Annotated in this window: 27 protein-coding genes and 1 riboswitch; of the genes, 4 read left to right on the forward strand and 23 right to left on the reverse strand. The window is 43.0% G+C overall.

Annotated features, from left to right (window positions below; genetic code table 11):
• Positions 1-28: 28 nt before the first annotated feature.
• From CALPO_RS0102055 to CALPO_RS0102080, 6 genes are all read right to left on the reverse strand, one after another.
• Positions 29-1,420 carry an RsmF rRNA methyltransferase first C-terminal domain-containing protein gene (locus CALPO_RS0102055; RefSeq protein ID WP_026485839.1) on the reverse strand — a complete coding sequence of 464 codons (1,392 nt, stop codon included), beginning with the start codon at positions 1,418-1,420 and terminating at the stop codon, positions 29-31.
• Between the two features lie 53 nt (positions 1,421-1,473).
• Positions 1,474-2,631 carry a DUF4097 family beta strand repeat-containing protein gene (locus tag CALPO_RS0102060; RefSeq protein ID WP_026485840.1) on the reverse strand — a complete coding sequence of 386 codons (1,158 nt, stop codon included), beginning with the start codon at positions 2,629-2,631 and terminating at the stop codon, positions 1,474-1,476.
• Between the two features lie 5 nt (positions 2,632-2,636).
• Entirely contained in the window at positions 2,637-3,017 is a 381-nt protein-coding gene (locus CALPO_RS0102065) for a DUF2089 domain-containing protein (protein ID WP_026485841.1), read from the reverse strand.
• 157 nt (positions 3,018-3,174) lie between these two features.
• Positions 3,175-3,453, reverse strand: coding sequence for an SHOCT domain-containing protein (locus tag CALPO_RS0102070; RefSeq protein WP_026485842.1), 279 nt, complete (start codon positions 3,451-3,453; stop codon positions 3,175-3,177).
• Position 3,454: 1 nt separating this feature from the next.
• Positions 3,455-4,612, reverse strand: coding sequence for a tRNA uracil 4-sulfurtransferase ThiI (thiI, locus tag CALPO_RS0102075; protein ID WP_026485843.1), 1,158 nt, complete (start codon positions 4,610-4,612; stop codon positions 3,455-3,457).
• A 4-nt stretch (positions 4,613-4,616) separates the two neighbouring features.
• The gene (locus tag CALPO_RS0102080; RefSeq protein WP_026485844.1) at positions 4,617-5,768 is read right to left on the reverse strand and encodes a cysteine desulfurase family protein; all 1,152 of its coding nucleotides are present in this window, start codon (positions 5,766-5,768) and stop codon (positions 4,617-4,619) included.
• A gap of 108 nt (positions 5,769-5,876) precedes the next feature.
• Here CALPO_RS0102080 and CALPO_RS0102085 point away from each other — a divergent pair, with 108 nt between their 5' ends.
• The gene (locus tag CALPO_RS0102085) at positions 5,877-6,911 is read left to right on the forward strand and encodes a hypothetical protein (protein WP_026485845.1); all 1,035 of its coding nucleotides are present in this window, start codon (positions 5,877-5,879) and stop codon (positions 6,909-6,911) included.
• Between the two features lie 44 nt (positions 6,912-6,955).
• Here the strand turns inward: CALPO_RS0102085 and CALPO_RS0102090 are convergent, their stop codons facing one another.
• Positions 6,956-7,177 carry a NifU family protein gene (locus tag CALPO_RS0102090; protein WP_026485846.1) on the reverse strand — a complete coding sequence of 74 codons (222 nt, stop codon included), beginning with the start codon at positions 7,175-7,177 and terminating at the stop codon, positions 6,956-6,958.
• Positions 7,178-7,501: 324 nt separating this feature from the next.
• On the opposite strand from CALPO_RS0102090, the gene CALPO_RS0102095 reads away from it, so the two are divergent.
• Genes CALPO_RS0102095 through CALPO_RS0102105 form a run of 3 tightly spaced genes read left to right on the forward strand, consistent with a single transcriptional unit; the run spans position 7,502 to position 10,237 of the window.
• Entirely contained in the window at positions 7,502-8,752 is a 1,251-nt protein-coding gene (locus tag CALPO_RS0102095; RefSeq protein ID WP_026485847.1) for a magnesium transporter, read from the forward strand.
• Between the two features lie 5 nt (positions 8,753-8,757).
• The gene (locus CALPO_RS0102100; protein ID WP_026485848.1) at positions 8,758-9,999 is read left to right on the forward strand and encodes an Nramp family divalent metal transporter; all 1,242 of its coding nucleotides are present in this window, start codon (positions 8,758-8,760) and stop codon (positions 9,997-9,999) included.
• 22 nt (positions 10,000-10,021) lie between these two features.
• Positions 10,022-10,237 carry a DUF3006 domain-containing protein gene (locus tag CALPO_RS0102105; RefSeq protein ID WP_026485849.1) on the forward strand — a complete coding sequence of 72 codons (216 nt, stop codon included), beginning with the start codon at positions 10,022-10,024 and terminating at the stop codon, positions 10,235-10,237.
• On the opposite strand, the gene CALPO_RS0102110 is transcribed toward CALPO_RS0102105, so the two are convergent.
• The 16 genes from CALPO_RS0102110 to CALPO_RS0102185 all read right to left on the reverse strand — a co-directional run bounded on the left by CALPO_RS0102110 (position 10,234) and on the right by CALPO_RS0102185 (position 25,069).
• Complete coding sequence (locus tag CALPO_RS0102110; protein WP_051585864.1) at positions 10,234-11,649, reverse strand: AAA family ATPase; 1,416 nt, start codon at positions 11,647-11,649, stop codon at positions 10,234-10,236. The two genes, CALPO_RS0102105 and CALPO_RS0102110, sit on opposite strands and share 4 nt — an antisense overlap.
• Positions 11,650-11,717: 68 nt before the next feature.
• Entirely contained in the window at positions 11,718-12,242 is a 525-nt protein-coding gene (locus tag CALPO_RS0102115) for a hypothetical protein (protein ID WP_026485851.1), read from the reverse strand.
• 118 nt (positions 12,243-12,360) lie between these two features.
• A complete protein-coding gene (locus CALPO_RS0102120; RefSeq protein WP_026485852.1) occupies positions 12,361-14,109 on the reverse strand; it encodes an NADH-dependent [FeFe] hydrogenase, group A6 in 1,749 nt (582 codons plus the stop codon).
• A 20-nt stretch (positions 14,110-14,129) separates the two neighbouring features.
• Positions 14,130-15,932, reverse strand: a complete 1,803-nt coding sequence (gene nuoF / locus CALPO_RS0102125) for an NADH-quinone oxidoreductase subunit NuoF (protein ID WP_026485853.1) — start codon at positions 15,930-15,932, stop codon at positions 14,130-14,132.
• Positions 15,933-15,947: 15 nt separating this feature from the next.
• Positions 15,948-16,316, reverse strand: a complete 369-nt coding sequence (locus tag CALPO_RS0102130) for a (2Fe-2S) ferredoxin domain-containing protein (RefSeq protein WP_026485854.1) — start codon at positions 16,314-16,316, stop codon at positions 15,948-15,950.
• Positions 16,303-16,851 carry an ATP-binding protein gene (locus tag CALPO_RS0102135; protein WP_218915133.1) on the reverse strand — a complete coding sequence of 183 codons (549 nt, stop codon included), beginning with the start codon at positions 16,849-16,851 and terminating at the stop codon, positions 16,303-16,305. The genes CALPO_RS0102130 and CALPO_RS0102135 overlap by 14 nt, the downstream gene beginning before the upstream one ends.
• An 11-nt stretch (positions 16,852-16,862) precedes the next feature.
• Positions 16,863-17,357, reverse strand: a complete 495-nt coding sequence (nuoE, locus tag CALPO_RS0102140) for an NADH-quinone oxidoreductase subunit NuoE (RefSeq protein WP_026485856.1) — start codon at positions 17,355-17,357, stop codon at positions 16,863-16,865.
• A 176-nt stretch (positions 17,358-17,533) separates the two neighbouring features.
• Positions 17,534-18,220 carry a PHP domain-containing protein gene (locus CALPO_RS0102145; protein WP_026485857.1) on the reverse strand — a complete coding sequence of 229 codons (687 nt, stop codon included), beginning with the start codon at positions 18,218-18,220 and terminating at the stop codon, positions 17,534-17,536.
• On the reverse strand, positions 18,217-18,549 hold the full coding sequence (locus CALPO_RS0102150) for a DRTGG domain-containing protein (RefSeq protein ID WP_026485858.1): 333 nt from the start codon (positions 18,547-18,549) through the stop codon (positions 18,217-18,219). Before CALPO_RS0102150 ends, CALPO_RS0102145 begins: the two co-directional genes overlap by 4 nt.
• Entirely contained in the window at positions 18,546-19,862 is a 1,317-nt protein-coding gene (locus CALPO_RS0102155; protein WP_026485859.1) for a [Fe-Fe] hydrogenase large subunit C-terminal domain-containing protein, read from the reverse strand. Before CALPO_RS0102155 ends, CALPO_RS0102150 begins: the two co-directional genes overlap by 4 nt.
• An 11-nt stretch (positions 19,863-19,873) precedes the next feature.
• Positions 19,874-20,290 (reverse strand): ATP-binding protein, encoded by a 417-nt coding sequence (locus tag CALPO_RS0102160; protein WP_026485860.1) that lies wholly within the window; start codon positions 20,288-20,290, stop codon positions 19,874-19,876.
• Positions 20,291-20,305: 15 nt separating this feature from the next.
• The gene (locus CALPO_RS0102165; RefSeq protein ID WP_026485861.1) at positions 20,306-20,641 is read right to left on the reverse strand and encodes a hypothetical protein; all 336 of its coding nucleotides are present in this window, start codon (positions 20,639-20,641) and stop codon (positions 20,306-20,308) included.
• A 10-nt stretch (positions 20,642-20,651) separates the two neighbouring features.
• A complete protein-coding gene (locus CALPO_RS0102170; protein WP_026485862.1) occupies positions 20,652-21,434 on the reverse strand; it encodes a hypothetical protein in 783 nt (260 codons plus the stop codon).
• 48 nt (positions 21,435-21,482) lie between these two features.
• Positions 21,483-23,321 (reverse strand): translational GTPase TypA, encoded by a 1,839-nt coding sequence (gene typA / locus CALPO_RS0102175; RefSeq protein WP_026485863.1) that lies wholly within the window; start codon positions 23,319-23,321, stop codon positions 21,483-21,485.
• A gap of 115 nt (positions 23,322-23,436) precedes the next feature.
• Positions 23,437-24,339 carry a C40 family peptidase gene (locus tag CALPO_RS0102180; protein ID WP_026485864.1) on the reverse strand — a complete coding sequence of 301 codons (903 nt, stop codon included), beginning with the start codon at positions 24,337-24,339 and terminating at the stop codon, positions 23,437-23,439.
• A 2-nt stretch (positions 24,340-24,341) separates the two neighbouring features.
• Positions 24,342-24,476, reverse strand: a riboswitch (cyclic di-AMP (ydaO/yuaA leader).
• The gene (locus CALPO_RS0102185) at positions 24,473-25,069 is read right to left on the reverse strand and encodes a lactate utilization protein (RefSeq protein WP_051585779.1); all 597 of its coding nucleotides are present in this window, start codon (positions 25,067-25,069) and stop codon (positions 24,473-24,475) included. (Overlaps the previous riboswitch by 4 nt.)
• Between the last annotated feature and the right edge of the window lie 121 nt (positions 25,070-25,190).

The following is a 25,190-nucleotide window of genomic DNA, read 5'->3' on the forward strand; positions in this document are numbered from 1 at the left end:
CCATGTTTTGTCAACACATTTGTCTCCTTTACCAATCAATCCTAAGCCCTTTAGGATAATGGTTCTTAAAAATTCCCCCAGCAACCTTTCCCCAGCCCAAAGCAAAACCGTCAACGCACACCAGTAACCATCCTTTTTCTCTGGCCATATCCCCCGACAATTCTATTGGCTGTCCCCGTAGGTAATTCATAACTGCCTCTCCATCGGATTCTAGGTCAACATACCGCAGGACGTCATTAAAACGCAACGATAAAGCCATAGCGTGGGAAGGCTCAAATCTGCCCTTCTTCAACTGCCCAAGGTGCCAGCCATAGCGCAATACCTTCAAATTTCTAAGATCAGGTAAAAGGTCTGGCACCTGGTATACATCATCCCCTATTGTCACTATTCTACCATCGTCAAAAGGCTTCGCCATGGTTTCCCGGCAAAAATCGTAGAAAAACTGCAACCTAGCATCACCTGTTTTTAACATTCTACTGTTGCTCTTGTTACCTGTATATCTTATATCATCACTTTCCAGTTTCTTTAAAATCGCTATAAAGTGCCCTTCTCCTCTTATTCTGTGGGGCCACAACCTCATACACTTGGCCAATTGGGGATTGCCATCGCCCCAATCAGGCCTGCCTCTTGAAAACAACCTGCTAACAGGCACATCTATCAGCTCAAAATCAGGTCGTCTTTTAAGAAACTGAGATATCACCTGTTCGTTTTCCTCAGGCGAAAAGGTGCACGTAGAATAACTCATAAGCCCTCCCGGTTTTAGCAGGTCTGCAGCAACCTCCAGTATCCTGATTTGTGTCCTCGAGCAGGATCTAACCATACCCTCAGACCAGGAGTAACAGACCTCCGGATCCTTTCTGAACATCCCTTCACCAGAACACGGTGCGTCCACTACGATTTTATCAAAAAAGTTTTTAAATGAATGTAAAAGACTATCCGGAGAATTGTTTAACACCACAGCGTTTTTAATCCCTAACCTTTCAATGTTTTCAACCAGCGCCCTGGCCCTCAGCGGATTTATCTCATTAGCTACCAACAATCCCTTTTCCCCTATTTTATTCGCTATATGGGTAGCTTTACCTCCAGGTGCGGCACTAATATCCAACACAACCTCTCCAGGCTGTGGAGACAGTGCCTCTACCACCGCCATAGCGCTGGGTTCTTGAACATAATAAAGCCCTGCAGCGTGGTAAGGATGTTTGCCGGGTTTTATACCTTTTTCATAGTAAAAACCGGTTGGACACCATGGCACCCTTTGAAGCTCATGGGGAAATATTCTTGCAAAATCCTCTACAGCCACCTTGGAGGTGTTAACCCTTAGCCCGTAACACCTTTCGCTGTAATAGCTTTGTATAAAATCATTGTACTCATTCCCTAAAAGTTCTTTCATTCTCTTAAGGTAAGCATCAGGTAAAATCAAGCGCTACACCACTTTCTCTATAAAAATCAAGTAAATAGCTCAATTACATCTAATTATATCACAACTTTCTTTTCACAAGGCGTCTCTCGATATACACTTATACTGCCATTACTGGAAATCGCCTTGATGTTCACGCTAGATTGCGCCAATTCATAATCTTTGCTCTTATATTTAAAGCTATTCTTTCCTGAGTAATTTATATTGCCTAAAGCCACTGTAACCCGCCCATTACAGGTAGAAAGCCCTATTTCATAAGCCCTGTCGTCACCATCTAAAATGCCAAGGCTTATACTGCCATTAGAATTGGTAAGCTCTATGCGTCCGTTGCGCTTTTGCATCATTTTTAAACTAACAAGCCCAATACTCCCATTAGACGTGATAAAGTTTACGTCCCCTATTTCACTACTGGTGCACTCTATTTTACCGTTAGATTTCATCACAAGGACACTCGATGCGTAAAGGGTATCAAGAGATACTTTGGCATTGGATGTCTTGCATTTTACTTCATCAGATCTTGCATCTACGACTTCTATCCTTCCATTGCTGGATTCTGCGGTTAATTCTAAACAAGTAAGTTTTTCTATACATATTTTCCCGTTGGACGTCCTTAAATGGACCTTTTTGTAGTCCTTATGAGGAAGCCACAAAATAATGTTTAAGTACTTTGTCATGTCTTTATCATAACCTACTGAAAAGTAAGGATCTTTCTCTGAGTTCAACATATCGACTATTTTAATGCCTGTTAAATCACCGTCAACTTCTGTATAAAAGTCCGACCTTACACCCCAATTCAGCTGCGCTCTTAATTCATCCCCGCCGTATACCCGTAACTCTATTTTACCGTTTAATCCATTGACATCTATACTTAAACCCTCAGGTATGTTAGCCCAGGACTTCGTCGTACTTAATTCGCGAACCATACCGTTAAAAGGCGATATATCAAACAACTTGATACCAGTTCCGCTTAAGAATTTCTCTATAAACCGCTCGGCGAGACTAGCCGCTTTTTCCCCTATGCTTTCACCAATGCTCCCTATTTTCTCTCCAAAATCCTCGCCCCACCTGTTCAATTGCTCGATTTTTTCTTCAAAGCTCTCTCCTCTTTTTGTCTTTTTATCTTCTCCCAGGGCCTGTAGCAAAAGCATCGCCTCTTTGCTGTTTATTTTCCCTTCTTCCAGCATTTTTAAAATCATCATCTTTTCCTCATCCATCCACTTTACCTCCCATCATTTAACAATTTAATCGCCTCACTGGCCGAAATCTCTCCTCTGTCCAGTTTAGCCAGTATCCCCATTTTTCTATTGAAGTCGTCAGCAGGCGTGTAAGCTGTGTCGTCTAGCCCAAGTGCTGATATCACATTCTCTAACCTGTTTTTAACCGTGGGATATGAAATGCCCAGTTCTTTTTCCACATCCTTTATATTACCTCTGCATTTGATAAAAACCTCTAGAAACTCCTTTTGTTCTCTGGTCAGGTGACAAAATCGGCAGAGTTCAAATTGTCCTTTGATGTCTATATCGCATTGAGGGCAGTGCAAGTGGGTTACTTCCAGTCTTTCACCGCATATAGGGCAGAGACCCAGCACTTCCTTCTTCAAATACAACACCTCTTCCCCATATTTATTAATATTTTTATTTTCTGAATACATTATAGTTTTGTTTGTAAATAATGTCAACTCACGTATTAAAATATTTAATATGTACATTAAAATAATTTATACATCCAATAAGCGTAAAAAAAGAGCCTTGCGGCTCTCATTCTTTCAGCTTTTGTTTCATCCTGTCGTACTCCTCATCAGTCAGCTCTCCCCGAGCGTAACGCTCCTTAAGTATGTCCAAGGGATCGCTTTTTCTACTTAACCTATTACCGTCGTAGTCGTAGTAGGACCTTCCACCCTGTAAAAGCCTCACAAGCAAGTAAACCACCAGTATCACTATAAGCACGTAAAATATCATCATTATTAATCCTCCCAGGCCGAACATGTGCATATATCCCCACCAGCCATCGCCGCTCCACCAGTTATTCCACATCATATCACTCACCACCTTTAATCTGCAACAACTCTAATTTACCCAAAGCATCCTCAACCATTCCGTTTACGTCCAGCACCTTCTCCGCTTTTTCCACATCGTCCAACCTGGGCCTTATCAGAGGATGTTTTGGTACAAATACAGTACAGCAGTCCTCGTAAGGCAACACCGATATGTCATAGGTGCCTATCTTTCTGGCTAGCGCTATTATCTCTTGCTTATCCATCCCTATGAGCGGCCTGAATACAGGTAAATCCGTTACAGCATTCGTGACGTACATGGCTTCAATGGTCTGACTAGCAACTTGCCCGATGCTCTCACCCGTCACCAAGGCAAGAGCCCCTTCTCTTTTGGCAATCCTGTCAGCTATCCTCATCATCATCCTGCGCATCAAAATCGTCATCATTTTAGGAGGACAATTTTCGTACAAGCTCTTTTGTATATCAGTAAAATGCACTACGTAAAGCTTAATGCTGCCAGCGTACATGGACAACACCCGGGTGAGGTCAATGACTTTTTCTTTTGCCCTCTCGCTGGTAAAGGGAAAGCTGTGAAAGTGTATCCCTACTATCTCGACACCCCTTTTCATGGTCATCCAACCAGCCACAGGGCTGTCTATGCCCCCTGACAGCAACAAACAGGCTTTTCCGCTGGTTCCCAAAGGCAACCCACCGGCTGCCGGTATTTCTTCACTGTAAATATACGCTTCCTCTCTCACCTCTACGTTTATGATAAAATCGGGTTTATGGACATCTACCGAAAGGCCTTCTACCTCTTGTTGCACCCTCGCCCCTATTGTGGCATTTATATCAGGGCTTTTATAAGGAAAAGCCTTATTGGGCCTTCTAGTTTCCACTTTAAAGGTCTTAAAACCCTTTTTAAACATATCACCGGCAATTTCAACTGCCTTTGACGCCATTTTGTCTAAATCCAGTTCTACCTGCGTCGCTAGGCAAATACCTACGATGCCGAAAATCTTTTTCAACCTGTCTATCACCTGATTTTTGTCCAGATCTGTCCTTAAGAAAATCCTGCCGTTTTCTCTTTTGACTTCACCTTTGGCTCCAAAGCGCTCTGTTATATTTTCAACCAGTCTTTTCTCAAAATACCCTCTATTCTGTTTTTTAAGAGCTAATTCCCCGTATTTAATCAAGTAAAGCATTCAGCTACCTCCGATAAAATTTTCTGTATTCCAAAACTATATCCTTTAATACATCTACCGTATAATCTATTTCTTCTTCTGTGTTCAAAGGACACAGGCTAAACCTTATAGCGCTTTCAATCCTATCCTGGGGCAATCCCATGCTTTTTAGCACATGGCTTATTCCTCTTTTGCGAGAAGAACATGCGGAACCCGTTGACACGTATATACCCTTTTCTTCTAGAGCATGTAGCAGCACTTCCCCTCTTATGCCCAAAAATGAAACGTTGAGTATATGAGGCGCTCCTTTTTCCACCGGCGGGCCATTTACAAAGCAATCCTCCACATTCTCCCTTAACCCATTCCACAGGCGCTTTTTTAAACACATCATGTATTCCCTGTATCTTACGGCATTTTCCCAGGATATGCGAGCTGCAACGCCAAATCCCACTATACCCGGTACGTTTTCTGTACCCGACCGCATATCGCCTTCTTGGCCCCCGCCGTCCATAAGGGGTTCAATCCTCACACCTTTCCTCACGTAAAGGCCCCCTGAGCCTTTGGGACCATGGATTTTATGGGCACTCAGCGACATCATATCTACATTTAACGACGTCACATCCAAGTCCACTTTACCATAGCCCTGCACGGCATCTACATGAAATAAAGCGCCCTTTTGCTTTGCTATATCTCCTATTTCCGCCACGGGTTGAACACTGCCTACCTCGTTGTTCACAGCCATGACGCTTATAATCGCCGTGTCATCCCGTATGCTGTCCTTTATCTCATCTAAATTAACTATCCCGTTTGAATCAACACTCACATATTGTACCTCAAAACCCTCATGTTCCAGCCTCTTTACTGTATTTAAAACAGAGGGATGCTCTATCACAGTAGTTATAACGTGGCGCTTGCGCTTTTTCAAAAAATGCACAGCTCCTTTAATAGCCATGTTATTGGCCTCCGTGCCACCGGATGTAAAAAATATCTCCTCTTTTCTAGCGCCAATTACCCTGGCCACGCTTTGCCTCGCTTCGTCAACCATTTTTTCCACTTCCATAGCAGGACGGTACATAGAAGAAGGATTGGCAAAGTGCTCATTCAGCGCATCAATCATTTTTTCCACTGCTTCCTTATAAGGCTTTGTTGTGGCACTGTTATCAAGGTATACCTGCATCGCTATCATCCTTTCATTTAAATATTATTATATATCAACTGAAAATTCAATATGAATAAAAGGATTTTAGCCTCAATATACATAAGTGTAGAAACGCGAGGTGGTAAAATGTACGCTTTAAAAAGGCAATGGATAACAGTGCTGGTAGGATCTATGCTTATTATCGCATTTTTATACCTGCAAAGAGAAAGGATATACCCTGTATTATCTACAGATGTTCATGCTACCATATCAGAGCAAGATGTAAATACCTACTTTCACATTTCTTCAACTCACAGAGGAGAAGCACTGCAAAAAATAGCGCTGACAACCATGAAAAACCTAAATATCGATTGGAATAAGGAAAAAATAAAAACTATTGTGAAAAAAGGGAGGATATTTGGAAACAAAGCCGATGACCTCATAGTGGCAATTTCCCTGCCGCCTGACAAAGGCTCTTTGTGCATCTATCGCAAAAATGGCAAAAGCTATGAATACTTTCAAGGGATAAACAACATCCTACCGATAAACGCCGTAGAGGTAATTAACTTTGGCGATGAAGATAGATTTGTATATTTGGAAGAGGAACTGGATGAGAAAATGGGGGCATTTTATAAAACCACCCTGGCCGAAATGTACCAGATCAGCGATAAAGGCGTAAAGTTGGTTTTTAGTGCCAATAAAGATTATGAAGCGGACTGGAGCGAAGCCTTTGACAGTAAAAACAATTCCACATGGTTGAAGTTAACGGAGAATTCGGATATAAAAATAACAGATAAAGGCAATTTAAGGATAATAGTTACAGCACAGCAAAAATTACTAAAATCCAATGCATCAGATTCTGTAAGCGCTCCTCAGGATGAAGATTACAAACTCGTAAAATCCAGAGCACTAAGTGAGGTATTTTACTGGGAACCTAAAATCTCAGCTTTTATAATGGGCAAAGCACTGGTGATCAACGATAACGCAATAACTTACAGCTACGATGGACTAAACTTCAATCCCAGCGGAAAATTGGCAAAAGGACAGGTGGTCAACATAGTAGACGACATGGAAGACAATATAGAAAGCCTTGTAAACGACAATAGCAATTATGTCATGGCCATTACGCAAGAGGGAAAAACCGTATATCTATTGAAAAAAGACATAAACATATTAAAATAAAGCTCTATAAGAAAACTTATAGAGCTTTATTTTAATGTCAATTATCAAACAGAAACTACTTTTTTAACTTCAGGCACCCTTTCCTTTATGCTCCTCTCAATGCCCTGCTGAAGCGTCAACAGTGCAAAAGGGCAGCCTCCACATGCACCTGTAAGTTTTACTTTCACAACGCCATCCTCATCTACATCCACCAGTTCCACATCACCGCCGTCTGCTTGAAGGGATGGCCTGATCAATTCCAAAACTTCTTGTACTTTCTCTTTCATATAAGAAAGCCTCCTCTCTCTTATCGTAAATATATTATACCACATCCTCACTCAAAATAAAAGGAAACCTATTACGGGTATAAGGCGGAAGTCTTTTGCCAAACTAATTACCAGGAAATAAAAATTGTTGACAACGCCGTACGTATGATATAGAATAATTTTGCCACGAATAGCTTAATTTTAGCCTTTAAGGAGTGTGTTTTTTAAATGGACAGTAGTCCTTATTATCAACATTACTTAAATAAGGAAGGATGTATGTCCATTTTAATTATGTCCTGTCGCTAAAAAAGGCCATGCATCCTTCCGAAAAAAGGAGGATGCATTATGCCAATCATGAGCCTTTACCTGAGCAGGGTGCTCGGGAACAAAATCTATTCTCGTGAAAGGGAAGTACTGGGAAAGCTCCTGGACATAGGAGTCTCTTCTGAAATTCAGCACCCCATTGCATTGGCGGTAAAAGTTAAGACAGTTTCTGGAATTAAATATTTTAAATGGAATAATTTTAAAATAACTAAAAAACACGGTCAATACGAGATTTCCTGCACAAAACCGATAGAAATTAAAAATACAGAAAACTTACTGTTCTTAGCAAAGTACGTGCTGGACAAACAGATCATAGATATCAACGGGAGAAAAGTGGTCAGAGTTAACGACGTGCGCCTGGTCCTTTTAGAGTCAGGCCTTTATGCCATTGCTGTAGACATCGGCATAGAAGGCCTTCTGAGGCGCCTGGGTCTGGCCAAACCCCTTAAGAGATTATTGAAGAAGTTTAACATAAATATTTCCAGTAAATTTATACTATGGGAAGATATTGAAACAATTCCTCAAGCCAACGAGAATATCATGCTATCAAAAACCCACCAAAAGCTATCTACACTGCATCCATCAGATCTAGCTGACATCATCGAAGAATTGGACATTAAATCAGGCATGGCGATATTTTCTAGCCTCGACAGGTCTCGAGCTGCCGACGTGCTGGAAGAAATGGAATCAGATACTCAGAGGAATATTTTAAACACTCTTTCAGCGGAAAAAGCCGCTGATATACTGGAAGAAATGTCCCCTGATGAAGTGGCAGATATCCTGGACGACTTAAATGAAGACAGGGTAGAAGAACTGCTCAACGAGATGGAAAATACCGTGTCCACGGAAATAAGGGAACTCATGGAATACCCGGAGTACACCGTGGGAAGCCTTATGACCACCGATTATATATCATTTAAACACACGTTGACCGCTGAAGAGACTATACAGGAACTCAGGCGAATTAAACCAGAAGAAGATACCATTTATTACCTCTACGTAGTTGATAGCAAAAACAGACTGATAGGTGTTGTATCCCTAAGAGATCTGGTGATATCAGAGCCCGATGTGCCACTGGAAAAGATAATGAACACAGACGTGATATACGTATACGACATGGACCCCATAAGCTCTCTCATTAAAACCGTGTCTAAATACAGTCTTATGGCCATTCCAGTAGTAGATAAGAATATGGAATTATTGGGTACCGTAATAATAAATGACATCATATACGAGCTTATGAAAAGCAGGAAAAACTACGTAAGGAGGTAATAAAGATGAAAGCAAAGAGAAAAAACTGGTTGACCAATATGCTTATTTTTTTATCGATATTAGGCCCTGGAATAATAGCAGGCAGTGTGGACAACGATGCCGGGGGAATAACTACGTACTCGGTTGCAGGGGCAGCATATGGATACAACCTATTGTGGACATTACTCCCATCATTTATCGTTCTGATCGTAATACAGGAGATGAACGCCCGAATGGGAATCGTCACCGGTAAGGGACTTGCTGACCTCATAAGGGAAAATTTCGGCGTGAAAATAACTTTTTTTATATTTCTAGGTTTACTCATTGCTGACATCGGAAATACAGCCACAGAATTTGCGGGAATAGCGGGTAGCATGGAGATCTTTGGTATAAATAAGTACGTTATCGTGCCCCTTGTAGCTATAGGTGTGTGGCTTCTCATCGTTAAAGGCAATTACAAAATAGCCGAAAAAGTATTTTTGCTTTTTAGTATATTTTTGCTGTCTTATATAATCTCTGCGCTTATGGCAAAACCGGATTGGAAAAGCATAGGCATGGCTATAGTGAGACCATCTGTAGAAATAAGTCCCAATTATTTAAGCATGGTCATAGGTATGGTGGGTACCACTATAGCTCCGTGGATGCAATTTTACATGCAGTCATCAGTCATCGAAAAGGGGATTAAGGTAGAAGATTACAGGTATACCCTCTGGGATGTCATAATAGGATGCATTGCGACGGTATTGGTGGCCTTTTTTATCGTAGTAGCCTGTGCGTCCACGTTGCACATAAATGGAATAAAAATTGAAGAAGCCAAAGATGCGGCTATGGCCTTAAAGCCGTTAGCCGGAACACTGGCTTCACAGGTCTTCGCATTTGGGCTCTTTATCGCTTCAGTTTTCTCTGCAGCCATATTGCCAGTAGCTACCGCCTTTTACATATGCGAGGCCTTTGGTTTTGAAGCCGGAATCGATAAAAAATTAAGCGAAGCCCCTCAGTTTTACACGCTTTTTACAGTCATCATAGTAATCGCGGTAGCCATTATCCTCATACCCCATGCGCCATTGATAACCATTACTATATGGACTCAGGTCTTAAATGGAATTTTGTTGCCTGTGGTCTTGATATCGATGATGTTGTTGGTCAATAACAAAGAAATAATGGGCAAATACGTAAATACCCCACTGAAAAACGCCATAGGCTGGGTTACCACTGTAGTCCTAATAGCGCTCACGCTTACGCTGTTTGTCTTTTCTCTGATAAAATAAACAGTAGAGAGGATGGTGGAATATGGGTTTTGGCGTCATCGATAGATTTGAAGGCGATATGGCTGTAATTGAAACAGAAGGCAAAACGGTTATAGTAAAGCGACATCTCCTACCTCCTGACGCAAGAGAAGGAGATGTCGTAGACATGAGCTCCATGAAAATCGACCGCAACAAAACGCGGAATAGGAAAAACAAGATCAATCGGCTTATGAGAGATGTATGGGAAGACAGCGACTAAAAGCTAGAGTTCAATATACTCCTCAGCTCTTCCCCCGAAATCGTCTCTTTTTCCCTTAACACATCGACTACTTTGTGTATCACAAAGTGATTGTCGATGAGCAACTCCGTAGTCTTTTTTTCCAGGCGACTTATTATATTGGTCACCTCGTCATTGACCTTTTTAGGCGAAATGTCATCTTTGCTTATTATTCCCAGCGATGACAGCCCTGAGAAGATTATTTCTTTTGCCAGCTCTACCGCTTTTTCAAAATCATTGCTGGCACCCGTGCTCTTATTGCCTAATATGACTTTTTCCGCGGCAGAACCTGCGAGGCACACCATTATCTGATTTTCCAGCTGTTCTCTCGTGTAAATGTACCTGTCCTCTTCCAGGGACTGCCGCAAAAAGCCCATGGCGTTACCTCTGGGGACAATAGTGAGATTAGCCACGCTCCCTCTTTCCAACATCTCGCTAACTATGGCATGGCCTGCTTCGTGAACGGCTATCCTGTAAAGCTCTTCTGAACTAGGCTTTTTGTCGATTTTCTCGCCCAGAATAACTTTGTCGATAGCCTGAAGAAAATCCTTCTGGGTTATCTTATCGCTTTTATTTCTCATGGCGTTTATAGCCGCTTCATTGGCCAGGCTTTCCAGGTGAGCCCCAGAAAAGCCAAAGGTCTCCCTCGCTATCGCATCAAGGTCTACATCGTCAGCCAAAGGTTTATTTTTTACGTGTATTTTTAATATCTGAAGTCTGCCCTCCTTATCAGGTAAATCAACTTTTACCTGTCTGTCAAACCTTCCGGGCCTCAAAAGTGCAGGGTCCAGCATATCTGGCCTGTTAGTAGCGGCCAAAACCAATATCTTGACGTCATCGTCTGCATTTATTCCGTCCATCTCCACCAACAGCTGGTTGAGCGTCTGGTCATATTCCATGTGACTTTCATGGGTACCTCGCCTGGCGCCTAATATGTCGATTTCGTCGATGAATATAATGGCGCTCTTTTTGTTTTCGGCCTTGGCCCTATCCCTGGCACTTTGAAACAGCTTTCTCACTCGCTGAGCACCCACCCCAGCGTAAACCTCTATAAACTCACTACCAGACGTAGCTATAAAAACTGAATCGGTGTAATTAGCTGCTGCTTTCGCCAGCAACGTTTTACCAGTGCCAGGAGGCCCTGTAAGCAACAAACCCTTTAACGGCCTTATCCCCATTTTCTCAATCTTGTCGCTGTCCAGTATAAAGTCAAGGGCTTCTTTCAACTCGGATATAGCAGTGCTTTGCCCGCCAATGCAGGAAAAATCCTCTTGAGGAACCCTTACCAGAGTGCCAAACCCGTGGGTTTTAAGCAATCCCTGATTTACCATAAATTTGTAAAATATATAAAGCAAACCTCCCACAAAGATCAAGGGAAATATATTTACGCTCATAAAGTACGCAAAAACCACCACCGCTATTGCAATACCCAAATACACTTCCTTCAATTTCTGTTCCCCCTTTAAGGTGCACCTGTCTTTTGAGTCTGCCGTGGGACAATTTCATAAAGATATTTGCTGCCTTTTATCAATTGCACGTATACATTATAATCATCTACAAAAATCTTATAACTGTCAAGGTTATTATTTGCCAGTTCTTTATCCACTTCTCTTTTCATATCTAAAAAATTACCCTCAACTGCCGCTTCGTAAATAGCAAAGTGAATGCCGTAATAAATGTTCTCCAAGACAGAATCCCTATTGTCTACAACTTTTATATTATATTTCCCATAGCGGGCCTTGATTACATCTCGTGCTTTTGTATACACATCTTTAAAATTGCTTACCTTTCCGATTTTAACCCATACAGTATAACTGTCACCGGACTTCTCTATACTCGCATCCAAAACGCCGTGGATCTGTTTCACATCCTCAATGGTCCTATTATTGTACACACCTTGGTACGCTTTAAAACCACCTGCCAAAATTAACAAAGTGAGCACAAAAGATAAGACGGCATTTTTATACCTTCTTGCGCCAGGAATCAAATTACCACCACCTGCATAAACACATGATATATGACATTATATCATAATTTATATATACATTCAATAAAAAAAAACAGGCCTGTAGCAGACAGCCTGTTTTTTTAAGATATTATAGATTTTACTTTACATTGTAAAGCTTTCTCTCTTTATACTTCGTGTGCAACAGTTCATGGGACCTGTGCCCCAGAGGCTCTTTTAAGTATTCCTCGTATAATACCACTATTTGAGGATTCTTATGGGATTTTCTTATTGGAAGGTTTTTATCTTCCTCATATATAGCTTTGGCTCTAAGCGCCCTCACATCCACTTCCCTCTGCATCTTAGAAGACACAATAGGCTGACCGCCTCCATTGATGCATCCACCAGGGCAGCCCATGACTTCGATAAAGTGGTAATTAGCCTCTCCTGCTTTTACCTTATCCAGCAACTTTCTGGCGTTGCCTGTGCCGTTGACCACTGCTAATCTAAGTTCAAAATCCCCTATCCTCACGGTAGCCTCTCTGACGCCCTCCAAGCCTCTCACATCGGTGTACTCAAACTCATGTAAATCTTTTCCTTCCACAATATCTGCCACCGTTCTCAGCGCTGCTTCCATAACCCCTCCGGTGACTCCAAATATAGCTCCAGCACCTGTAGCTTCTCCCAGAGGATCGTCAAATTCTTCATCTTCCAGCCTGTTAAAGTTTATATTGGCTTCTTTTATCATCCTGGCTAATTCTCTTGTGGTCAGTACAGCGTCTACATCTCTCAATCCATCATGTTCCATCTCCGGCCTGTCGATCTCAAACTTCTTTGCGGTACATGGCATTATAGACACCACGTATATCTTTGACGGATCTATGCCCATTTTCTCAGCGTAATAACTTTTGATTATAGCACCCAGCATCTGATGAGGCGATTTGCACGTTGAGAGATTGTCCAGGAATTCAGGATAATAGTGCTCGCAGAATTTTACCCAACCAGGGCTGCAGGATGTAATCATGGGGAGCTTGCCACCGTTTTTAAGCCTGTGCAGCAACTCGTTGCCTTCTTCCATGATAGTCAGGTCTGCGCCAAAGTTGGTATCAAAAACTTTATCAAATCCCAATCTCTTTAAGGCCGCTACCATCTTGCCGGTAACCCTGGTCCCAATGGGCATTCCAAATTCCTCTCCTAATGCCACCCTCACTGCAGGAGCTGTTTGAGCGACCACGTATTTTTCAGGATCTGCCAGCGCCTCCCATACCCTGGCGGTATGATCTTTCTCATAAAGAGCACCCGTAGGACATGAAATCACACACTGACCGCAATTGATGCACGGGGAATCCGCCAGGCTCATGCCGTATATAGGGGACACCACCGACCTAAAACCCCTCTCGTTTACCCCAATGGCGTTAACGGTCTGAACATTGGAGCACATGGATACGCATCTGCGGCATAACACGCACTTATTGGAATTTCTGACGATGGAGGCGGATAAATCATCTATTTCACTTTGGTGCCTGGCTCCTTCAAATCTTAACTCAGAAATATTAAACTCATTTGCCAGCGCTTGAAGTTCACAATTGCCGTTTCTTATACAGGTTAAACAGCTTCTGTCGTGATCTGAAAGTATAAGCTCTAGCGTCGCCTTTCTGGCCTCTCTAACCACAGGCGTATTGGTCCTAACCACCATGCCATCGGAAACCGGGGCAACACAGGACGCTTGAAGTGCCTTTGCGCCTTGTACCTCCACCACGCATATCCTGCAGGCGCCGATTTCATTTATTCCCTTTAGATAACATAGCGTAGGTATGTCAACACCAGCCTCTTTCGCAGCCTGCAATATAGTGTAATTCTTAGGCACTTCCACTTTTACCCCATCTATAGTAACACTAACCTTATCCATTTCTTCACTCCTCCTCCCGTTTACTTCTTGACTACAGCTTTAAACGGACAATTGTCAAGGCACGCACCGCATTTTATGCATTTATCCTGGTCGATTACATGGGGCTTCCTGGCTTCACCGCTTATAGCACCTACAGGACATCCTGCAACACACCTGGGTTTAGCACAGCCACGGCACTTGTCAGGGTCTATATAGTACGAGATTAACGACTTGCATACCCCTGCAGGACATTTTTTGTCCCTGATGTGCGCCTCGTACTCTTCTCTAAAATACCTTATGGTAGAAAGAACAGGATTCGGAGCTGTCTGACCTAACCCGCACAAAGCCGACGCTTTAATAGATTTCGCTAATGTCTCTAATTTTTCCACATCTCCCTCTTCTCCACGACCACTGGTGATCTTATCCAGCAACTCCAACATCCTCTTTGTCCCTATCCTGCACGGAGGACACTTACCGCAGGACTCATCAACGGTAAACTCCAGGAAGAACTTAGCAATATCCACCATACACGTATCTTCATCCATGACTATAAGTCCACCTGAACCCATCATCGACCCTATGCTTATAAGGGAGTCATAGTCGATGGGCACATCTAGATGTTCAGCCGGGATACAGCCCCCTGAAGGCCCACCGGTCTGAGCTGCCTTAAACTTCTTGCCGTTGGGTATTCCACCACCTATATCGTATATTATTTCCCTTAAAGTAGTACCCATGGGCACTTCTAACAAGCCGGTATTGGTTATCTTGCCGCCCAACGCGAACACCTTTGTACCTTTGGATTTCTCGGTACCTATAGAAGCAAACCATTCAGCGCCATTTAATATTATGGGGCAGATGTTGGCATATGTCTCAACGTTATTTATTAGTGTAGGCTTACCCCACACACCGCTATTGGCAGGAAATGGAGGTCTTGGCCTGGGCTCACCTCTTCTTCCCATTATGGAATTTAACAGAGCCGTCTCCTCTCCGCATACAAAAGCGCCTGCGCCTAACCGTATTTCTATGTCAAAATCAAAGCCAGTGCCAAATATATCCTTTCCCAGCAACCCGTATTCCCTGGCCTGTTGGATAGCTACGGTTAGCCTCTTAACAGCAATAGGATACTCTGCCCTCACGTATATATATCCCTGATTGGCTCCTACAGCGTAACCGGCTATCGCCATGGCCTCTAGCACGCTATGGGGATCGCCTTCCAGAACGCTTCTATCCATAAACGCACCCGGGTCGCCTTCATCAGCGTTGCACACCACGTACTTCTCGTCCCCCGGCGCATCATGGGTAAACTGCCATTTCAACCCTGTAGGGAATCCACCGCCTCCACGTCCTCTCAATCCCGAAGCTTTTATCGTATCTATGACCTGCTGCGGCGTCATCTCCTTCAAGACCTTTGCAAGGGCTTTATACCCATCGAAGGCGATATACTCCTCGATGTTTTCAGGGTCTATTACACCGCAATTTCGCAAGGCGATCCTCTTTTGCGTCTTAAAGAACTTGGTATCTTCCAGCGGCTTGATCTTGCCTTCGTCTATGGACTCGCCGTATACCAGCCGCTTTACAATACGCCCTTTCAAAAGGTGTTCTTCCACAATCTCCGGAACATCCTCCACCTTTACCCGGCTATAAAAAACCCCTTCGGGGTATACGACTACCACAGGCCCCATCTCGCACAGGCCAAAGCAACCTGTTCTGACAACTTGAACTTCACGATCGAGATTGTTGGATTTTAATTCCTCGTTAAACCTCTCAGCGATTTTATCTGAATTTGACGAGGTGCAGCCAGTCCCTCCGCATATCATCACGTGCGATCTGTACAATTTTGGCATTTAAATCCCCCCTATTTATTGGATTACATTTTCGATTGTCCACTCTTTTAATACATGGCCATTTATGATATGCTCCACGACTATCTGTCTGGCTTTTTCTGGATCCACTTTGACGTACGTCACTTTTTCTTCGCCGGGACGGGACACCTCTACTATAGGCTCAAATTTACACAGCCCTATACATCCTGTTTGAGCTACTACCACATCGGTTATATTCCTCTTTTCCAGCTCATCCATTATAGCCAGCATGACGGGTCTTGCCCCTGCAGCTATGCCACAGGTAGCCATGCCCACTACAACCCTGGTACCTGTCCTGTCCTTCCTCAAGTTAACCCTTTCAAGGGCTTCTTGCCTTATTTTCTCCAGCTCCTCAATGGTCTTCACTTTTTACACCTCCATAAAGGTTAGACATACCTTCTCTTAAATATCCGTTGATCCATTTAATAACAGCAAAATCGTCAAGGGGTACTTCCCCAAGTTTTTTTCTCAATTTCCTTGTATCCAGCTCAAAGGTGCGGTCATCATACCTGTGGACGTATAAAAAATCGACTTGTGGATTTGCCGCAATAAGGGCAGCAAAAGTTCCTGCCATATCCCCCAGCGGTGCCCTGTCGATATGGCTCCATTTAAATACCCCCTTTACACTTGCGCCTCTGCCAGGCTCCGACTTAATCGTAACGTCGCCTCCGCATCTCCTGGCGGCTTCTCTAAAAAGAGGCAAACCCAATCCCACTTTTCTCGTAGCTCTGGTAGTGTAAAAAGGGTCAAACACGTTTTCCAGCATTTTACCGTCCATTCCACAGCCGTCATCATCCACCTGTACGATCAGTAAATCCCTTATGGGATCCTCTACTACGGTTACCTTTATAAAATGAGCTCCCGCTTTTATGGAATTCTGCACCAGATCCATGATGTGCATGGATAATTCTCTCATTTTTCGTTCTGGTACTTTTCAATGATCTTTACCACTTCATCAGGAGTCAATCGGCCATAAACCTCATCATTTATCATCATCACAGGGGCAAGGCCACAAGCGCCAAGGCACCTGGTAGCATCCAGCGAAAATTTGCCGTCGCTGGTAGTTTCACCGGCTTCAATACCCAATTTTTCTCTGATCTTGTCCATCACTAACGCTGCCCCTTTTACGTAGCACGCCGTTCCCAGGCATACACCTATCTTGTATTTGCCTGCTGGCTTCAACGTAAATCTGGAATAAAACGTGGCAACGCCGTACACTTCCGATATAGGAACGTTCAGGCCCTTTGCGATCATTTCCTGTACCTCATAAGGCAGGTACCCAAACAATTCCTGCGCCTCGTTCATAACAGGTATCAATGACCCTCTCTTATCTTTGTAGTACTCTATTATTCCTTTTAGTTTTTCCACCTTTTCTGGATCTAGATTTTTTGATAGCAGATCTGGCATTGTATCCCCTCCTTTTTTTCCTTTATATTTTAGCATATTTTCGTAAGTTTTTTAACTATCAATTTTAATTTTTTGCCCTAATTTGCGCAATAACTTTAAACAATTTTAGGCGATAATCTTAAAAATACGTAATTGTTAGTTAATATTCAAACACATATTTAAAACAAAAAAATCTCTCAATAGAGGTTTAAATCTGGTATACATATCTCAACGGCATCGTATCTTTCCAGTATGTCCCCCAGTTGATGGGCATCAGAGGACTTTATGATGTGGTATTTCATGAGCTCAGGATGTGCCCTTAAAAAGTCCGGTATATCGCAGTGACGGGACACCTCTAGGTGGGTAAAAAGCAGGTTATCAGGTATAAAACCCAACTGATATAGCATGCCAAACCCTTGTCTGTCCACATGGGCAGGTATAGATATGCCACCGCAATCGCGGCTTAAAGCGCATATATCCTCAACGGACAAATTTACCGCATTTAACAACAACCTGTCTTCAACGCCAACTATATCGTCATTGCAGTCCATAATTAGCTGCCTGCCAAAAATCTCTTCCCTATTGCTCACAGGAGGGAGATGGCGATAAATCACCTCTTGAAATCGTTCGGCACCTTCACAGCTATCAAACAAGCACAATATATGCACATCTTCCCTGCTCTGCACTTCCATACCCGGAATAACCTTTATCCTGCCTTTGGCAACCTGTACCACAGCGCGCACATTTAAAGAGGAATTGTGGTCTGTCACAGCGATGGCGTCTAAACCCTTTAGCAACGCCATGTTTACGATGTTATTAGGTGTCATATCGTCAGATGCACATGGTGATAGCGCTGTGTGAATGTGAAGGTCCACATACATCATCTGTCACCTGATAGATAAATATCTATCGCAACCTGATATGCTGACTTGCCCGTGGATAAAATGGGAATCCCCTCTTCATCAGCTTTTTTCACCGTGTCCTGGCTGACTTCTATACCTTCGGGGATGATGATGCAAGACACCTCTGTCAAAAGAGCTACCGCTACCACATTTAAATGCACCTGTATTGTTACCCATGCGTCATTTTTTTGCGCATGGGACATAACCCAGCTCAACAGGTCGCATATATATACCCCATTTATCTCTTTTTCCACATCGGCATTGGGCGTCAAATTCTCATAACCTTTATCTAAAAGGTCCACAACCTTCATTTATCTTCCTCATCTCCTCTCTTTATAACAGGGGGCAATTTTACCGAAAGGTCTAGCACCTCTTTAGCGAGTTCCGAAACCCTTTCCCTCAACTTAAAAATGCAGTCCACTTCACTGGCGTGACCCATCACAATATCTTCTGCCAGCGCTCTGCAGTTGGGCGCACCGCAGGATCCGCAATCAAGCCCGGGCAACTCTTTGTATATCCTATCTATTTCTTCCATCTTGCGTAAAGCTTCAAACAAATCGCTATCCAGCTTCATGACGTCTTTTTTCTCTATCTTTTTATCCAGCTTTATTTCTTCCTGATCGATATATCCCAGTAAGTCTTTTAGAAACGGCGACCCTCTTTTACTTCCTGACAGCCTCTTAATGCGGTTTTTAGCGATAAAACAGTTTTCAACAGTAAGGGGACCGCCTACACATCCCCCTGTACACGCCAACCCCTCAAAGAAGTCTATATCGTTCATCTTCCCCATCTCAATCTCTTCCAGCGCCTTTATACAATTTTGAACGCCATCTACCGAAATGCAGTTTTCGGTACCAGTGCCGTATGCTTCTCCTCCTGATACAGCCCAACCTACACCTACATCCCCAGAAAAGCGCTGGCGTCCATCCTCAACCCTATCTATCACATCGAGGGTATGGGAATAAACGTCCTGCATGCTCAATACGCCATTTACATAGCTTTTGCTAATACCTAAAGGATTTTTAACGCTGGTCACTTTAGCCGCACACGGAGATATAAAAAAAACTCCAATATCTTCTTCTTTTAACCCTGTCTTCTTGGTCGCCAATTTTTTAGCTACCTTCGCCGCCACCTCCATAGGTGATTCCAGTTTTAAAATGTTGTCTATCAGCGACGGAAAACGTATCTGTATAAGCCTTACAACTACAGGACACGCAGAAGATATCACGGGTTTTTTGACTTTTTCTGACTTCAAAATCCTTGCGGTGTAAAAGGACACGATCTCAGCAGCTGCTGCAACCTCAAATACCTCATCAAAGCCTATAGCTATCAGCGCCCCTAGTATCCTATCCACGCTGTAATTCTTATACTGCGAATAAAACGTAGGTGCAGGTAAAGCGATTTTATAACGGTAACCATTGATCACGTCCATGGTATCTGTTACAGCTTCTTTGGCATGGTATGGACAAACCCTTATGCACTCGCCACAATCAATACACTTTTCTTGAAGTATAAATGCTTTGCCGTCTCTTACCCTTATAGCCTCTGTGGGACAGCGTTTGATACAATTGGTACACCCCATGCACCTGCTCTTATTTAATGTCACTGAATGCGTATACGGCATAATCTATCACCTTATTTTAAATAAATTATCGCTTTAAGATGAGTTCCCTTTGCGTTGGTCGATATGTCCAGCTTGTCAGAGCACTTCTTTATATTGGGCAACCCCATACCGGCACCAAAACCCATCTCCCTTATTTCATCAGGTGCAGTAGAGTACCCTTCCTTCATAGCCAGGCTTAAATCCTTTATACCCGGACCGGTATCATCTGCATACAGCGCTATGCACTCAGGGCACACTTCCAAAACCAGATATCCCCCTGAAGAATGTATGACCACATTCATCTCAGCTTCATAAGCCACAATGGAAGCTTTTCTTACAATTGCTTCGTTTAAACCCAAGTGCTTTAAAATATTTTTTATCTCGCTGGAGGCCTCTCCTGCCCTGGCAAAATCCCTAGCCGCAATTTTGTACTCTCTTCGATAGCCCATAGGTCAAAACAACACCTACCTCAACCCGTTTACGTAAAGCAGGCCACAGGCATCGTACATGTTTAAATCCGTCTTCATCAAAACTATGCCTTTCTGCTCTGCCAGGCGTATTACCTCATCGCCGGGGCATTTCCCTCTTACAAAAACCACGCATACCACATCTATTATCTCTGCTGTCCTTATAACCTGCACGTTTGCCAGACCGGTGAGCAAAAGAGATTTACCTTCCGATGCAGATAGCAAGTCACTCATCAGATCAGCTCCATAAGCTGCCTTCACATCTCTATACAGGTATTCTTCACCTGTTAAAACCACTGCATTTAATAATTCTTTTACTTCTTTAAGCGTCAAACCGCAACCCTCACTTGGATATATTTTCCATCATATTTTTGTAAACATCTATGCTCTGGATATAAGCGTCTTCCAGGATCTTATACGCATTACCGTCCTTTAAGTTGAGAGAAACCGTAGACCTGTCAATAGCCGAAATGTTGATTTTGGATACAGCCATAATTGAATCCTTTATGCGAGTAAATGCTACATCTTTAGTTTGATAAGAAGCCACGCTGTTCTCAATAGAATTAAAGCGGCCTTTAATTTCATTCAGACTGGACGCAAAAGCATTATCATCTATCTTGTTAACCGCATATTGGCACAGCACCTCTGATTGCGCTACAAGTAATTTCTGGAAATCATTGATGTATTTCTGTATCACTTTTATCTCTCCATGGTTATCGCCGCTATAGCTCAAGGAAAATCTATCGTATTTTAAAGCGTATATCTTTGCATTTAACCCTTTCTGATTTACCTTTTTCAATACGTCCCTGGCGTCGCTCTCTTTTAAAAATACCCCCACCCAATACCTCCCATCGTATTCTCTATGATATATATTGTTAAAGCTGGCGACAGCCAGGCCATCCTTCTCAAACTCGACGCTAAAAAAGGTTATAGATGGAATATCGTAGGTATACTGAAACGGTGCTTTCGCATTATCCTGTCTGGAATTTAACAAAGGTACCACTGCATAAATGGCCAGAAAATAACCTGTCACCAGCACAAAAAAAGGCATCAATAAAAACAATATAAAACTTAACGCCTTGACTTGAGCTTTTCTGCTCTGTACCGCGGCTCTTTTTGATCTCATTCACGCTCACCAATAATATATTTCTTCAAAAAAGGCCAAATTCCTTTTTTACGAATTATTTTTTATCTGTCGACCCATTTCTTTGTATCTCTCTTGACTATCAAGTATCTTTTTTCTTATCCTTATGCTCTTAGGAGTAACCTCCACCAGCTCGTCGAAGTTGATAAAATCCAGTGCATCTTCCAGCGTCATAATCCTGGGAGGCACGAGCCGCAAAGCCTCATCTGCTGTAGAAGATCGTAGATTTGTCAGGTGTTTTTTCTTGCACACATTGACGTTCACATCCTGCTCCCTGGAGCATTCCCCAACGACCATACCCTCGTAGACCTGGGTACCAGGGGTTATAAACAGAATACCTCTTTCCTGAGCATTATACAGCCCATAGGTGGTAGCCTCTCCTGTCTCAAAGGCTACAATAGAGCCTGTACTTCTACCAGGTATGTCGCCTTTATAGGGTTCATAGCCTACGAATACGTGGTTCATTATGCCGTTGCCTTTGGTATCTGTCATGAACTGCGATCTATAGCCTATAAGCCCTCTGGAAGGAATTTTAAACTCCAGCCTTACCCTGCCATCAGGCATTGTGTGCATGTTCTTCATCTCCGCTTTGCGAGGCCCTAGTTTCTCCATGACTATCCCCATAAACTCTTCAGGGATTTCCACTGTGAGTTCCTCTACGGGTTCGCACAGCACCCCGTCTATCTTTTTCATTATAACAGTAGGTTTGGATACCTGAAATTCATACCCCTCTCTCCTCATGGTCTCAATGAGTACAGAAAGGTGCAATTCCCCTCTCCCAGAGACTTTAAAGCTATCCGGAGTATCCGTCTCCTCCACTCTTAAGCTCACATTGGTCTTCAGCTCTTTAAAAAGTCTATCCCTCAAGTGCCTTGAAGTCACATACTCTCCTTCTCTGCCTGCAAAGGGACTGTTGTTAGTGCTAAAAGTCATGGTAACAGTAGGCTCATCGATGTCCACAAAGGGAATGGCTTCAGGAAAATCCACATCGCATATTGTCTCCCCTATGTTTACATCTTCAAGCCCAGCTACAGCTACGATATCGCCCACACAGGCGCTCTCTACCTCTACCTTTTTAAGGCCATTGTACATAAACAATTGGGCTATTTTAGCGTTAACGATAGTGCCATCTTTTTTGCATACAGCTACATTTTGACCGTCTTTCACCGTTCCCCTCTCCACACGGCCTATGCATATCCTGCCGATGTAGTTATCGTATTCTAAAGTTGTAACCAACAGCTGCATAGGCGCATCCACTACTCCTTCCGGAGCAGGTATATATTCCAGTATGGCATCAAAGAGGGGCTTTAAATCCGAAGAATTTTCATCCATGGTCCTTTTTGCAATCCCTTCTCGCGCAGATGCATACACCACAGGAAAATCAATCTGCTCGTCATTGGCCCCCAACTCAATAAATAGGTCAAGGACTTCATCAACGACCTGTTCTACTCTCGCATCAGGTCTGTCTATCTTGTTTATCACCACAATAGGTTTCAGGTTTAATCCCAATGCTTTTCTCAGCACAAACCTTGTCTGGGGCATAGGCCCTTCAAAGGCATCTACCAACAAAAGTACCCCGTCCACCATTTTCAGGACCCTCTCTACTTCGCCGCCAAAGTCAGCATGCCCCGGGGTATCCACTATATTTATAGTAACGTCGTTGTACTTAACAGCCGTATTTTTTGCCAGTATGGTTATGCCTCTTTCTCTTTCCAGTGCATTGGAGTCCAATACCCTCTCCTCGACCTTTTGATTAGCCCTAAATATGCCGCTTTGCTTTAACATACCGTCTACCAGGGTGGTTTTACCGTGATCCACATGAGCTATTATTGCAATATTTCTGACATCATTTCTTACAACTTTCTGCATCAACTTACCCCTTTCCAGTAAATAAAAAAAGGATACACGTTGTACCCATCACTTTATATAAATTATATCATATTTTTAAATACGCTGCAAAAGTGCTCCAACCCCGTTGTCCAATCTACTCGCTCAAACATCGCCTGGCAGTCACATATGTGTCGCTGTAGTAGCCTTCCAGTTTGCTGATGATTACGCCTCTGCGCGATGAGGAACTGTGTATAAACTGATTGTCGCCTATGTAAATCCCTACATGGGTTATATTCCTACCTCCACTTGTCGCGAAAAACACTAGATCTCCGGGCTCCAAATCATCCTTAGAAACATACACGCCGTAGTTGCCCTGGTCGCTTGCCACCCTTGGCAGCGTTATACCGAAGTGTTTATATACATAGGAGGTAAACCCTGAACAATCAAAACCCGATGGCGACGTTCCACCGTAAACGTACCTCGTTCCTAAAAACTGTTTCGCGTATTCTACTACGCTCTGGCCATTCAATCTGCTTTCAAAACCCCTGGAAGAAATACCGTTCAAAGAAATATAATCACCATATACCCAGCCCGTCCGGCCATCTGCCAGTACGACATTATACCAGCCGTTTTTCTGACCCTTGACAGAAACAGGCTGGCCTTTTTTTAACGTAGCGATTACTTTGGCGTTTATGCTGCCATCGTTTCTCAGGTTTACACCGTCACTTGTGATATAAGCCCTTTTCATATCCGCTTCTCTAGAAACAATGACAGTAGGTTGTACCTTTATGTACTTGCTGTATACCCATCCCTCTTTGCCATTGGACAGCCTTACTCTATACCAATTACCAGTCAGTTTTACGCATACGACTCGGTCATTCTTATTAAGAGAAGTTATGACTTTCGACGCAAGACTTGCCTCACTTCTCACATTGACTCCATCCCCAGTAATAATCCCAAGGCTATCCGCGTATACACGTTTTATAGAAAAAGGAGCAAAAAGTACAAAGCCCATTATCAGCGCTCCGTAAAAAAATCTTTTGTAAATCCTATTCATTTTTTTCTCCTTCCTTTAGCCTCCGGGGTTAGCTGACGGACTCGGAAAAGGAATAACCCTACCACAGCACACTTTCGCTATGGATTAGCCCCTGACAATGGTTTCCCCGTACCTTGCGGATTCGGCTGATTTTTTAAAATCCCAGAACATCACCTATTATTATCACGTGCATCCTGTTCTCCGGCTGTTTGCCAATTATAACTGTGCAATTGCTAATATCTTCCGGACTACAATTAAACCTCCTGGCATTCATTACTGCCGCTACTTCTCTACACCTCTTTATACCCTCTTCTACATCCTTTACGACTTTATTTATCCCTGCCACCACTATGACCTTTTTTGGCCCATATATCATAGCAGCAACTCTGTTGCCGTTGCCATCTAAATTTACAAGATGTCCATCTAAAGTTATGGCATTGGTACCTGTGACAAAGACATCTGCCAAAAGAGAATTTCGCTTGGCTTCCTCTATTTCCTGGCTAGATGCCCCTTCTCTGTACCTGTCGTACAGCTTGTATTTACTGGACCTGAATTCGCCTATTAAGTCCAGTTCATTAAGAGTCATAGAACCGCCCAAACCTATGGTACTGCCTTCTGGTATCAAATCCAGTACCTTTTTGCGAGCGCTGTCAATATCCTTTACATAATAGCCTTTTATATTGTTTTTCTCCAATGACTTTATGGCGTTACTTGCCATAAACTCATAATACCACAATCTGAAATCGTTCAATCTTTTCCCCCCTTTCTATCACCTTGCATCCAGCATCGTTGTTACTATTGAATATAATTCTACATTTAAGTAAAAAATCCTCTATAAATATTAATAAAATATTTATAAATTATTAATAAAG

The sequence above is a fragment of the Caldanaerobius polysaccharolyticus DSM 13641 genome, assembly GCF_000427425.1.
GTDB classification, from domain to species: Bacteria; Bacillota; Thermoanaerobacteria; order Thermoanaerobacterales; family Caldanaerobiaceae; genus Caldanaerobius; species Caldanaerobius polysaccharolyticus.